We start from the raw sequence: 12,430 nt of genomic DNA, 5'->3' as shown, positions 1-12,430 counted from the left end.
GTAGCTCGAAGAGCGGAGGCGGAAGCGTGCCCACCATGTCGCTCAACGGAGCTGAGATAGGAGTGATGAGCACGGCGCTTCGCGCCTTTTGCCCACCCCACGAGATCGAGTTTGTACGGACATCAAAGTGGTGCTCCGCTAATCCGCCCTACGAAGTACGCCCGAGCAGCACGTTGCGGTCGACTGCGATCCATGTCGTCTTCGCCACGGCCAGCAATCTCCCGGATTCATTATGGAGCGCGGCCTCGGCCGTGCGCTTGCGGCCGTCGCGGCCGGTTGGCCAGGCGGTGATGATGCAGCCTTCGCCGGGGCGGGGCCGAGTCTCGATGCGGGCTGACATCCGTCCGAGCAGGAGCGGGGTCTTCTCGAAGCTGCCGCTCTGCTGATCAAAATTGCAGGCAAAGCCGGTGGGGCAATCGAGCGCGGACCAGAGGAATTCGGGTGCGATGAGGTCATCCTCGGCGGCCAGGTTCTGATCCGCAATCCAGGTCGCCGCGAGAACGGGAAGCTGTCCATGACGGCTGAGCGGGCCGGCGAAGATGCGCAGGCCGTCGCCTTTCGCTCTTGCGGGACCGCAGACGAAACAGTTCGGCAGCGGATGCTCGTGTGGCTTGAACAGCGCCAGCAATTCGGCTGCGCGTGCTTCCTGCAAACGGGCTGTCTCCACGTGTGCAAGCTCGACGCTGGCCGCGTGCGCGGTCGCGACGACCTTGGCGCCGTCGCGAAGCTCCCATGTGCCGTCGTCTGTCGCGATCGCATCGAGCGGTGTGTCCAGGGGAGGCGGAGCGCGCAGCGTCACCTCGGCGCCGCCGGGAATGTGGCGGGCCAGCCGGCCGCAGACATAGCCGCCGTTCCCGGAGTTCGGAGGACCGCAAAAGCGCTTGTCGATGATGATCTCGGTCATCGGTTCTGTCCTCTTCCTCGTCGGGCGCAGTCTACCTGATCTTGAGGACAATTCGTCCCTGAACCGTCCGGTTGGCTATGGCGCGCATGGCGTCGCCGGCCTCCTCCAAAGGGAGGACGCGGTCGATGTGCGGGCGGATTTTTCTGTCGGCCAGCAATTGCATCAGCGTATCATTCATGCGCGCGGCCTCCGTGGAGAATTTCTCCGCCCAGGCGCCGACAAAGACGCCGATGATGGCGTAGTTTTTCAGGAGAGGCAGGTTCATCGGGATCTGTGGAATCTCGCCGCCGGTGAAGCCGATCGGCATCAGCCGTCCGTCCCATCTCATCAGCCGGGCCATCTGCTCGAAGATCGCGCCGCCGACGTTGTCGAGACCGACATCGATGCCTTCTCCCGATGTGATCGACTTGATCCGGTCGCGCAGATCTTCGCTGCGATAGTTGACGACATCGCCGGCCCCGTAACGCCGCACCAGGGCGGCCTTGTCGTCGGAGCCGACACCGGCGACGACCCGCAGGCCGAGATGACGGCCGAGGTCGACGGCGGCAAGGCCAACCCCGCCGGCTGCGCCGGTGACGAACAGCGTTTCCCCGCGTTGCGCCCGTGCCCGCTCGACCAGCGCATAATAGGCCGTGCCGTAATTGTGCAGCACCGTCGCGCCGGCTTCGAACGCGACGCCATCAGGCAGCCGCACGCTCTTCGATTCCTTCGCGATCATCCGTTCGGCGTAGCCGCCGGTCCAGGCACTGCAGGCCACGCGATCGCCGGGGGCGAATGTCGTGACCTTGTCGCCGACCGCGACGACGACGCCGGATGCTTCGGTGCCGGGCACGAAGGGTGTCGCCGGCCGCATCTGGTAGAGGCCCGAGACCAGCAACTGGTCCATGAAGCTCACGGACGCCGCGTGGACGTCGATGAGGATCTCGTCGCCGGCAGGCCGAGGCGTAGCGATCTCACCGAGGCGCAGATCCGCAGGGCCAGTGAATGAGTTGCACAGAACCGCTTTCATCGGGGCGCTCCGAAAATGCGCGGCAACAGCATCGGAACGCGCCGGCGATAGTCCTGATAGGTTGCGCCGAACTCGGCGATCAGGTCCCGCTCCTCGAACTGCAGGGCGACCAGGATGTAGGCCGTGTTCGCAATCGCGAACAGCAGATGGCCGGAGGTCATCTCGGGCGTCGCCCAGAACGCGAGCAGAAAGCCCAGCATGAGCGGATGCCGCACGATCTTGTAGAGCAGCGGCGTCCGGAAGGATTGACCTGATATCTCGGCTCCGCGCAACGCGACGAGAGCCTGACGCAGGCCGAACAGATCGAAATGATCGATCATGCAGGTCGAGGCGAACGCGATCAGCCAGCCGAGCCAATGTACGCCGGTCAGGAGCCACGCCGTAACTCCGCTGGCCTGCCAGACCGGTGCCGGGATCGGACGCCACTGCCAGAACAGCAGCAGGAGGATCAGGCTGGAGAGCAGCACATAGGTGCTGCGCTGGCAGGCGATGGGAAGGACTCCCGCCCACCATCGCTTGAAGGCCGGGCGCGCCATGACGCTGTGCTGGATGGCAAACAGGCTCATCAGCAGCAGGTTGACGACGATGGCCTCACCCAAATTCGCAGGCGCGCCGACGTCGATCGACGTGTCGATTGACTTGGGCACGACATAATTGCCGACGAAACCGAGCGCGTAGAGGAATGAAGCCGTGAAGACGGCGTAGCTCACGATGGCGTAGAGCAGGATTGCGAGGCGCGCGAACATGGTTTTTCCTATTGTGCCGATGGCGGCGGTGCCGCATTCAGGAGCCTGAGCTGCTCGCTGGCGAGCGGGCTCGATCTGGCCTGACTGCTATCGCTGGACCGTCCCCTGCGCGTCCCCCGGGGGCGCCGACCGGGGAGGGAGGATCTCCATGACGGCCTTTTCGCTTGGGACGTTCGGGTTCCCCGAGGTCCATGCCGGCGACCGCCCGATCAAGCTGGCCTTGCGCAAGGGGCTTGCGCTGCTGGTCTATCTCGCGGAAGCCAAAGGCCCCGTCGCGCGCGACGTCATTGCCACGCTGCTGTGGCCCGAGACCTCCCGCGGGACGGGCCTTGCACGATTGCGGCGTCTGCTTCACCGCGTCGAGCTCACGCTCGGCCAGGCGGTTTTCGAGACCGACCGCACGAGCTTGCGTTGGTCTCCGGAGGTCGAGCTGAAGATCGACTCGCATCGGTTCGAGCGCGCCTGCGATCGCGGCGACTTTGAAGCGGCCTGCCGGATTTATCGCGGCGACTTCCTGGCGGGCTTTTCTCCGGACGACTGTCCTGAGTTCGACGAATGGGCGTTCTTTCGCCGCGAGGCGCTGCGGGGGCGGCTCGTGCAGGCGCTCGAGCGTCTGGTGCAGGACAGGAATGCTGCCGGCGATCATCTCGCCGCGACAGTGCATGCGGGCCGTCTGGTTGAGCTCGATCCGCTCAGCGAGGTGTATGGCCGGCACCTGATCCGCAGCCTGCTGCTCGCCGGCGACCGAAGCGCGGCGGAACGGCGTCACGCGGCACTGGCGCAGCGGCTGCGCGACGAGCTTGGCGTCGCGCCGGAGGCCGAGACCGAAGCGCTCATGAGCCGCGCGGCCGCGCCGCTGCGCGATGCTCTTCCAGCGACACGCTATGTGAAGGGCGCCGGCGTGCATCTGGCCTATCAGACCTATGGCAGCAGTCCGCTCGACATCCTGGTCATGCCAGGTTTCGTATCGCATGTGGAGCGCGCCTGGGAGCATCCCGCGAGCCGGACGTTTCTGGCCTCATTGATGAGGCTTGGGCGGCTGATCGTTTTCGATCGCCGCGGCATCGGGCTGTCCGACCGGGTCGGATCGGCCCCCGGCATCGATGTCACTGCGGAAGATATCGGCACCGTGCTACGGGCGGCGGACTCGCGCCGCGTCGTGCTGTTCGGCGCATCCGAATGCGGGCCGGCCTGCATCAAATTTGCGGTCGAGGAATCCCGCCATGTGGCCGGACTCATTCTGTTCGGCGCACTGGCCAAGGGCTGCTGGTCGGAGGACTATCCGCACGCACTGCGCGCCAGCCAGTATGACGCCTGGAGCAAGCACCTGATTGCGCAATGGGGCGGTCCGGTCGGGATCGAAGCCTTCGCGCCGAGCCTGGCCAATGATCCGCAGGCGCGCGCCTGGTGGGCCGGGCTGTTGCGCGCGGCGTCCAGCCCCGGCGGAATCTCCGCCGTGCTCGAGGCCTTTCGCGACGCCGACGTGCGACACCTTCTGGCGCGGATTGCGGTGCCGACGCTGGTGCTGCATCGTCGGGACGACAAGGCCGTGCGGATCGCGGCCGGGCGCGACATCGCGAGCCGGATCACCGGTGCAGAATTCGTCGAGCTCGACGGCAATGACCATTGGTTCTTTGCCGGCGACCAGCAGCCGGTGCTCGAGGCGATCAAGCGGTTCACGGAGGCTTTACCGCGTGAGGGGAGGTCGGGGCGATGACGCCTCAAGCCTCATTTATTGGCACGTTTCGTGCCTCCCAAAGCGGCACAAACGACGTGACACGATGCCTGGCCAAGGGAGACCCTGACATGAAACGCGAAGACCTCACCGAAAAGCTGCTCGACATCAAGCGCGAGAACGGCTGGAGCTGGAAACACATCTGCGACAAGGTCGGCGGCTATTCCGAGGTGCTGATCGTCGGGGCGATTCTCGGCCAGATGAAGCTGACGAAACCGCAGGCCGCCAATGCCGGCGAGCTGTTCGGCCTGTCGAAGGCCGAGACCGCGATGCTCAACGAAGTGCCGATGCGCGGCACCGGCACGCCGATGCCGCCGACCGATCCGCTGATCTATCGCTTCTACGAGATGGTGATGGTCAACGGTCCGGCGTGGAAGGCGCTGATCGAGGAGGAATTCGGCGACGGCATCATGTCGGCGATCGACTTCGACATGGCAATGGAGCGCGTTGCCAACCCGAAAGGCGACCGCGTCAAGATCACCATGAGCGGCAAGTTTCTGCCGTACAAATATTACGGCGCCAGCGGCAATGTGCCGGAATACGGCTTCAAGGAGGGGTGAGGGACGCGAATGGCGAATCGCAAGTAGCGAATGGGGTTCATTCGCTACTCGCCGCTCCCTATTCGCCTATTTGCCCGCCTTCACCTCGGCCGCGGCCACGGCGATCAATTCGCTCATCTTGGCGCGAATCACCTGCTCGGTGATGGCGACGTTCTTGGCGGCGAAATCGGCCATGACCTTGCGCAGGACGTCGGCGTCGCCGGCCTCCTCGAAATCGGCCGCGACCACTTCCTTGGCGTAGGCCGTGGCGGCCTCGCCGGTGATGCCGAGCTTCTCGGCGGCCCAAAGGCCGAGCAACCGGTTGCGGCGGGCTTCCGCCTTGAATTTCTGCTCCTCATCGAGGGCGAATTTCTTCTCGAAGCCTTCCTCGCGCTTGTCCAAATTGCTCATGCTTTTTCCAATTCCCTGCTGACTGGATCCGGGGGCCGTCGTTGCGACGGCCCCGGCGCATGCCTAGATAGGGGGCACGAATCGGCAAAACAACGAGCCGTTAAGCCGCAGGCAAGACGGTATAAGTTGATGCCGGGCGGCCGGATCGATTGTGCTGGGACAGCCAATCGGATAGGTTGCCTGAAGGCTTGGTTCCCGTTCTGTTTCCAAGGGGTTATAGACGGGTTCCCAGCCGTTCACGGCAGCTCCGCTGTGGGTCGTAACCTGGTAACCGGAGCACACCAAATACATGGATTTCAACAAAACACGGTACATCCCCATGAGCCGTCGGCGTCGTATTTATGAAGGCAAGGCAAAGGTTCTTTACGAAGGCCCGGAGCCCGGTACCCTGATCCAGCACTTCAAGGATGACGCCACCGCGTTCAATGCGAAAAAGCATCAGGTGATCGAGGGCAAGGGTGTCCTCAACAACCGGATCTCGGAGTACCTGTTTCAGCACCTCAACGACATCGGGGTGCCGACCCATTTCATCCGCCGCCTCAACATGCGCGAGCAGTTGATTCGCGAGGTCGAGATCGTGCCGCTGGAAGTGGTGGTGCGGAACGTTGCCGCGGGCTCGCTGTCGCAGCGCCTCGGCATCGAGGAGGGCACGCAGCTGCCCCGGTCGATCATCGAATTCTACTACAAGAACGACCAGCTCAACGACCCCATGGTGTCGGAAGAGCACATCACCGCGTTCGGCTGGGCCACGCCGCAGGAGATCGACGACATCATGGCGCTCGCCATCCGTGTCAACGACTTCCTCACCGGCCTCTTCCTCGGCATCGGCATTCGCCTGGTCGACTTCAAGATGGAGTGCGGCCGGCTGTTCGAAAACGAGATGATGCGGATCATCGTCGCCGACGAGATCTCGCCGGATAGCTGCCGTCTGTGGGACATCAAGTCGAACGAGAAGCTCGACAAGGACCGTTTCCGCAGGGATCTCGGCGGCCTGCTCGAGGCTTACACCGAAGTCGCAAAACGCCTCGGCATCCTCATGGAGAATGAGCGTCCGCAGGGCACTGGCCCGGTGCTGGTGAAGAGCTAAGAGGGATTTGACGTGAAGGCACGTGTTACCGTTACCCTGAAAACGGGCATCCTCGATCCGCAGGGCAAGGCCATCGAAGGCGCGCTGAAGTCGCTCGGCGTCGACGGCGTCGCCAGCGTCCGCCAGGGCAAGGTGTTCGACATCGAGCTTGCCGGCGCCGACAAGGCCAAGGCAGAAGCCGCGCTGAAGGAGGCCGCCGACAAGCTGCTGGCGAACACGGTGATCGAGAACTATCGCGTCGAGATCGTCTGACCCGCGCGGCGCGTCACAGCCATCCGACGCGGCGGAAGCGCCAGTAGAGCGCGGCGCATGAGGCGAGCATCACGCCGAGCAGCACGTAATAGCCGTACTCCCAATCCAGCTCCGGCATGTGCTTGAAGTTCATGCCGTAGATGCCCGCAAGCGCGGTCGGGATGGCGATGATGGCGAGCCACGAGGCGAGCTTCTTGGAGACCGCCGTCTCCTGCGCCTGTCCGACCAGCAGGCTCGCCTCGAAGGCGAAGGCCAGCACCTCGCGCATGGAATCGATACGCTCCTGGATGTTCCTGACGTGGTCGGTGACGTCGCGGAATAGCGGCTGCATCGTCGCGCGCACCATCGAAAGCTCGTCATGCTCGAGGCGGCGGCAGACTTCCACCAGCGGGCCGATCGCGGTCCTGAGCCGCAACAGGTCGCGGCGCAGCATGTAGAGCCGCTCGATCTGGGCCTTGCTGATCGGCTTGGAGAGCACGTCGTCCTCGATGCCCTCGACCTCCTCGTGAATGCTCTCCAGCACGGGCGAGTAGTTGTCGACGATGAAATCGAGGATGGCGTAGAGGATGTAATCCTCGCCGCGCGCAAGCGCCCGCGGGCAGCTTTCGCAGCGTTCGCGCACCGGCGTGTAGGACGTCGAGGCGCCATGGCGCACCGAGACCAGATAGCCTTCGCCGACGAAGATGTGCGTCTCGCCGAAGGCGATCCTGCCCTCGATCAGTTGCGCCGTCCGCGCCACGATGAACAGGGCCTCGCCATATTGCTCGATCTTCGGCCGCTGATGGGCGTTGTTGGCGTCCTCGATGGCAAGGTCGTGCAGGTCGAACTGCTTCTGCACGGCGCCGAGCAGTGCCATGTCAGGCTCGTGCAGCCCGATCCACACCACATGGCCGGGCTTTGCCCGCCAGCTCGAAGCCTCGCTGATGGCGATATTGGCGACACGCCGGCCGTCGACATAGGCGCCGGCAGCGATGACGCCCTGAGTGGACACTGGTTCGGAGGGGGAGGCGGGCAGCGACGGGACGTTCATGGCTTCAATCCCGGGCAAGATCGTCAGGTAAGAGTGCCGTGGCTATGGCCTGTGTACAAGGCCGCCCGGCGAGGCTAGCACTGGTAAAATCCCCGTCAAATGGCTATGTCTCTTCACGATTTTGGCCCTCTTGGGCCAGCCCGATTCCCATCACCGTCGGAACCCGAACCATGAAAGCCGCCATCCTCGTCTTTCCCGGAATCAACCGCGAGCGCGACATGGCGCGCGCATTGAGGCTGATCTCCGGCAGCGAGCCCGCGATGGTCTGGCACGCCGAGACGTCGCTGCCCGCGGGCACCGACCTCGTCGTGGTGCCTGGCGGCTTCTCCTACGGCGACTATCTGCGCTGCGGCGCGATTGCGGCGCGGTCGCCGGTGATGGACGCGGTGCGCGACTATGCGGCCAAGGGCGGTCTCGTGCTCGGCGTCTGCAACGGTTTTCAGATCCTCTGCGAGTCCGGCCTGCTGCCCGGCGTCCTGATGCGCAATGCTCGGCTGAAATTCATCTGCAAGGACGTGCATCTGCGCGTCGAGCGTTCCGATACGCCGTTCACCCGCGGCTACAATGCGGGCCAGGTGATCCGCGTGCCGGTGGCGCATGGCGAGGGCAATTACGAGGCGGATGAAGAGACCATCAAGCGGCTCGAAGGCGAGGGGCGGGTGCTCTATCGCTACTGCTCGGCCGACGGCGTGGTCGATGATATCAGCAACATTAACGGCGCGGCGCAATCCATCGCCGGAATCGTCAACGACAGGGGCAACGTGCTCGGCATGATGCCGCACCCGGAGAACCACGTCGAAGACATCATGGGCTGCACCGATGGCCGCGGCCTGTTCGCCGGCCTCACTGCGCATCTGGAAAAGGCCGCGTGATCTCGTTCGCGGGGAAGCGGGCTCTCGCCGCGATCGCGGCGCTGTCGCTCGCGACATTTTCGTTCGCGACCGCCGCCTTCGCGCAGGATTTCCCCAAGCGCCCGATCACGATGATCGTGCCGTTCGCGGCCGGCGGTACGTCGGACGTGATCGCGCGCACGGTGGCCGAGCAGATGGGCATCGCGCTCGGCCAGACCATCGTGATCGAGAACGTCGCCGGCGCCGGCGGCTCGACCGCGTTGGCGCGCGCCTCCCGCGCCGAGCCTGACGGCTACACCATCGCGATCGGCAACGCCGGCACCAATGCCGCGACCTACACGATCTATCCCAAACTGCCGTTCACGCCTGAATCCTTCGTGCCGATCGCCATGGTCGCGAAGACGTTCGGCATCATCGCGCTGCGCAAGGATTTCCCGGCGAAGGATCTGAAAGAGTTCATCGCCTACGCCAAGGCCAACCCGGGCAAGATCAATCTTGGCCACGCCGGTGTCGGCTCGTCGAATTACCTCATTTGCAAGAGCTTCGTGACGGCCGCCGGGATCGATGCGACGCTGGTCGGCTATCGCGGCGCAGCGCCTGCGCTCACCGACGCGGTCGGCAGCCAGATCGACGGCGTCTGCGACGCCGCGGCCTCCGTCTCGCAGTCCATCAACGAGAAGCTGGTGCGGGGGCTCGTGGTCGGCTCGACCGTGCGGCTGGCCACGCTACCCGATCTGCCGACGTCTGCCGAGGCGGGCCTGCCGGACTTCGAGGCGCAGGGCTGGAATGGCCTGTTCGCACCCAAGGGCACGCCGGAGTCCGTCATCGCCAAGCTGAATGCGGCCGCGCGCACCGCGGTGGAAACCGACGCGGTGAAGAAGCGTTTTGCGGATCTGTCGACCGTCGCGCCCGATCCCGACGAGCATGCGCCCGAGGTGCTCCAGAAGCTCGTGACGCGCGACGTCGAGAAGTACCGGAAGATGCTGGCGGACGACGCCAAGTAGCAGCCGCCCAAATCATAGCAAGTCATACCGGTTTTGGGCTTGCTGTCTCATGAACCTCAATTGCGTTTGAGACGACTGACTCCTCGTCGCCATCAAGGCGCACGCGTCCGGGGTCGCTGATTTCCGCGCGGATGGAAGCAACTCAAAGTTGTTTCGCCGCGCGAGTTGCGATATCAGGAAGCGTGCGCTGTCGTTGTGCTCCCGGATGTCACATGCCCGTCGCTTTGGTCGTTCTGCTGCTCGATATCACACTGATTTATCACGCGTCGCGAACCGGACGGTTGCAGCCCTGGGCCTTCATCATCCTGATGGTGCCGCTGATCGGCGCGCTCGCCTACATCGCGGTCGAGCTCGTCCCCGAATGGTTTTCCAGCCCCGGTGCGCGACAGGCGCGTCAGCGCGTCGCCAATCGGCTGGATCCGGAGAAGCGCTATCGCGAGCTGTGCGACCGGCTGGCGGCCACCGACACCATCGCCAACCGTGCGGCGCTGGCCGAGGAATGCGCGAAGGTCGGCCGCTTCAGCGAGGCCGAGCAGCATTACGGTCACATCCTGAGCCTGCCGATGGGCCACGACCCCGCTTATGCCTTCGGCAAGGCGCAAGCCGAGTTTTCCGCCAAGCGTCCGGCCGATGCTCTGGCGACGCTGGACGATCTTCAGAAGCAATGGCCGGACTTCGATTCCGCCGACGCACATCTGCTCTACGCCCGCGCGCTCGCCGAGGTCGGCCGGCTCGACGAGGCGCTGGAGGAATATCACGCCGTCGCCGGCTATTTCCCGGGCGCCGAAGCGCGGGTGCGCTACGGCATGCTGCTCCAGATGGTCGGCCGCAGCGCCGAGGCGCGCGTGGTCTTCAACGAGCTCCTGATCCAGATGCGTCGCGCGCCCAAATATCTGCGCGAGGCGCAAGCCGAGTGGCTCTCGATCGCCGAGAAGCAGATTTCGACCTGAAGGGGCGTGCCAGGCGGTTGGCTTCAGGTCGGGAATCTCACAGAAACACCAGCGATATCCAGGGCACGAAGGTGATCAGCAGCAGGCCCAGGAAAAGCCAGGCGAGATAGATCCAGATCCGGCGCATGCCGGCATCCGGCGACACGCCGCCGATGCTGCAGGCTGCGTAGTAGCAGAGGCCGAACGGCGGCGCGAACAGGCCGAGGCCCATCGGGAGGATCACCACCATCGCATAGTGCACCTCGTTAATGCCGAACGTTGCGGCCACCGGAAACAGCAGCGGGCCGAACAGCACGATGGCCGGAATGCCCTCCAGGACGCTGCCGAGCACGATGAAGGCGACCACCGAGATCAGCAGGAAGCCGTAAGAGCCGCCGGGCACGCCGGCCATGCGCGCGGCCAGATCATGCGAGAAGCCGGATTGCGCCAGCGCCCAGGCCATCGCGCTCGCCGCCCCCACGATGAACAGGATCGAGCCCGACAGCGAGGCGGTCTGTACCAGCATCGGCAGCACGTTCTTCCAGACCAGGCTGCCGCGATAGATGATCAGGCCGAGCACGAGGCAATAGGCGATGCCGATGGTCGAGACTTCGGTGGCCGTCGCGTACCCCTCGACCACCGCGCTGCGGATCAGGAACGGTAGCGTCAGCGCCGGCAAGGCGACCCACAACGTCTTCGCCACCACCGACATCGGCGCTCGCGCGATCTTGAACGCGGCGTTTTCCTCCGCGCCCGCCCGGTAGCGCGCGACGAAGCCGAGCACGATCGCCAGCACGATCCCCGGCAGGATGCCCGCAGTGAACAAGGCCGCGATCGACACGCCGGTGACGGAGGCGATCGCGATCAGCACGATCGACGGCGGAATGGTCTCGCTCATCGCGCCCGACGCCGCGAGCAGGGACACCAGCTCGCCATCCTTCATGCCGCGCTTGCGCATCTCGGGAAACAGCACCGGCGCGATCGCCGCCATGTCGGCGGTCTTGGAACCGGAAATGCCCGAGACCAGCAGCATGGCGCCGAGCATCACGTAGGACAGTCCGCCCCGGACATGGCCGAGCACAGAGGCCAGGAACGCGACCATGACGCGCGCCATCCCGGTTTGCTCGACCAATTGTCCCAGCAGCACGAACAGGGGCACCGCGAGCAGGATCAAGGAGCTCATGCCCTCGTCGATCCGCCCGACCACGACCAGCAGCGGCGTCCGTGTCGTGGTCAGCAGGAAAGCGACGGTCGCCAGACAAAACGAAAACGCGATCGGCACGCCCGCCATCACGGCGCAGCCGAGCAGGCCGACGAAGAAGATCAGCAGATTCCAGTTGCCGAGCGATTTCAGCGAGGGACCTGCGAGATAGAGCACGCCGGCAATCGCCGCAAACAGGAGGGCGACGGCAAGCAGGTCCTTTGCCGACCGCTTGACGAGCGTGAGGCAGATGCTGGCGAGCGCGATGATGCAGCCGACCGGGATGGCGGCCGCGCGAACCATGCCGGACCAGCCAAGCGCCGGCGTCTCCACGAAGGCCTGGTCTTCCACATAATCCAGCGCCGGATGCAGGATGATCGCGAGGAACAGCGCAACCCCGCCGGCGGCAAGCGTCGAGGCCCAGGCCTCGGCGCGCGGTGACAGATACGACGTGAAGAACGTCAGGCGCATATGCGCCGAGCGCTGCACGGCGATCGCGCTGCCGAGCATCGCCAGCCACAGGAACAGGATCGACGCCAACTCGTCCGACCAGATGATCGGCCGGTGGAAGATTCCACGCGCGACGATGCCGGCGAACAGGATGACGACTTCGGCGACGACGGCGATTGCAGCCGGGATCTCGACCAGCCAGCGCAGCGATTGCTCCAGCCAGCGTCCGCGCAGCGGCCGTGCTTCGCCGAGCGTGACCGTTTCCGGCATGCCGACCACCGT

General features: G+C 64.9%; 13 protein-coding genes. 7 read left to right on the top strand and 6 right to left on the bottom strand.

Annotation, left to right across the window (positions count from 1 at the left end; genetic code table 11):
* Positions 1-148: 148 nt before the first annotated feature.
* Genes QJT78_RS07380 through mddA form a run of 3 tightly spaced genes read right to left on the bottom strand, consistent with a single transcriptional unit; the run spans position 149 to position 2,659 of the window.
* Complete coding sequence (locus QJT78_RS07380) at positions 149-904, bottom strand: hypothetical protein (protein ID WP_038975539.1); 756 nt, start codon at positions 902-904, stop codon at positions 149-151.
* A 31-nt stretch (positions 905-935) separates the two neighbouring features.
* Complete coding sequence (locus QJT78_RS07375) at positions 936-1,913, bottom strand: NADPH:quinone oxidoreductase family protein (protein WP_028147506.1); 978 nt, start codon at positions 1,911-1,913, stop codon at positions 936-938.
* Positions 1,910-2,659 carry a methanethiol S-methyltransferase gene (gene mddA, locus QJT78_RS07370; RefSeq protein WP_038942002.1) on the bottom strand — a complete coding sequence of 250 codons (750 nt, stop codon included), beginning with the start codon at positions 2,657-2,659 and terminating at the stop codon, positions 1,910-1,912. The genes QJT78_RS07375 and mddA overlap by 4 nt, the downstream gene beginning before the upstream one ends.
* Before the next feature lie 148 nt (positions 2,660-2,807).
* Between mddA and QJT78_RS07365 the strand changes: the two genes are divergently transcribed.
* Complete coding sequence (locus QJT78_RS07365) at positions 2,808-4,376, top strand: alpha/beta fold hydrolase (protein WP_038942001.1); 1,569 nt, start codon at positions 2,808-2,810, stop codon at positions 4,374-4,376.
* 89 nt (positions 4,377-4,465) lie between these two features.
* Positions 4,466-4,954: a cyanase gene (cynS, locus tag QJT78_RS07360; protein ID WP_014494123.1), complete on the top strand. Its 489-nt coding sequence runs from the start codon at positions 4,466-4,468 to the stop codon at positions 4,952-4,954.
* A 66-nt stretch (positions 4,955-5,020) separates the two neighbouring features.
* Here cynS and QJT78_RS07355 read toward each other — a convergent pair whose 3' ends face one another.
* Positions 5,021-5,344: a DUF1476 domain-containing protein gene (locus QJT78_RS07355; RefSeq protein WP_028147503.1), complete on the bottom strand. Its 324-nt coding sequence runs from the start codon at positions 5,342-5,344 to the stop codon at positions 5,021-5,023.
* Between the two features lie 319 nt (positions 5,345-5,663).
* On the opposite strand from QJT78_RS07355, the gene purC reads away from it, so the two are divergent.
* Complete coding sequence (purC, locus tag QJT78_RS07350; RefSeq protein ID WP_172782948.1) at positions 5,664-6,431, top strand: phosphoribosylaminoimidazolesuccinocarboxamide synthase; 768 nt, start codon at positions 5,664-5,666, stop codon at positions 6,429-6,431.
* 12 nt (positions 6,432-6,443) lie between these two features.
* Positions 6,444-6,683, top strand: a complete 240-nt coding sequence (purS, locus tag QJT78_RS07345) for a phosphoribosylformylglycinamidine synthase subunit PurS (protein WP_014494125.1) — start codon at positions 6,444-6,446, stop codon at positions 6,681-6,683.
* Positions 6,684-6,696: 13 nt separating this feature from the next.
* Here the strand turns inward: purS and QJT78_RS07340 are convergent, their stop codons facing one another.
* Entirely contained in the window at positions 6,697-7,713 is a 1,017-nt protein-coding gene (locus QJT78_RS07340; protein ID WP_028147502.1) for a magnesium and cobalt transport protein CorA, read from the bottom strand.
* Between the two features lie 170 nt (positions 7,714-7,883).
* Here QJT78_RS07340 and purQ point away from each other — a divergent pair, with 170 nt between their 5' ends.
* The 3 genes from purQ to QJT78_RS07325 all read left to right on the top strand — a co-directional run bounded on the left by purQ (position 7,884) and on the right by QJT78_RS07325 (position 10,518).
* Positions 7,884-8,585, top strand: a complete 702-nt coding sequence (gene purQ, locus QJT78_RS07335) for a phosphoribosylformylglycinamidine synthase subunit PurQ (RefSeq protein ID WP_014494127.1) — start codon at positions 7,884-7,886, stop codon at positions 8,583-8,585.
* Entirely contained in the window at positions 8,582-9,568 is a 987-nt protein-coding gene (locus tag QJT78_RS07330) for a tripartite tricarboxylate transporter substrate binding protein BugD (RefSeq protein ID WP_028147501.1), read from the top strand. Before purQ ends, QJT78_RS07330 begins: the two co-directional genes overlap by 4 nt.
* A gap of 212 nt (positions 9,569-9,780) precedes the next feature.
* Positions 9,781-10,518: a tetratricopeptide repeat protein gene (locus QJT78_RS07325; protein WP_028147500.1), complete on the top strand. Its 738-nt coding sequence runs from the start codon at positions 9,781-9,783 to the stop codon at positions 10,516-10,518.
* A 37-nt stretch (positions 10,519-10,555) separates the two neighbouring features.
* Here QJT78_RS07325 and QJT78_RS07320 read toward each other — a convergent pair whose 3' ends face one another.
* The gene (locus tag QJT78_RS07320) at positions 10,556-12,418 is read right to left on the bottom strand and encodes a TRAP transporter large permease subunit (protein ID WP_049807407.1); all 1,863 of its coding nucleotides are present in this window, start codon (positions 12,416-12,418) and stop codon (positions 10,556-10,558) included.
* Positions 12,419-12,430: the final 12 nt, after the last annotated feature.

It is taken from the genome of Bradyrhizobium sp. Mp27, assembly GCF_029953005.1.
GTDB classification, from domain to species: Bacteria; Pseudomonadota; Alphaproteobacteria; order Rhizobiales; family Xanthobacteraceae; genus Bradyrhizobium; species Bradyrhizobium barranii.
Note: the sequence above shows the minus strand (reverse complement) of the source record. Positions and strands in the feature narration are given on the sequence as shown.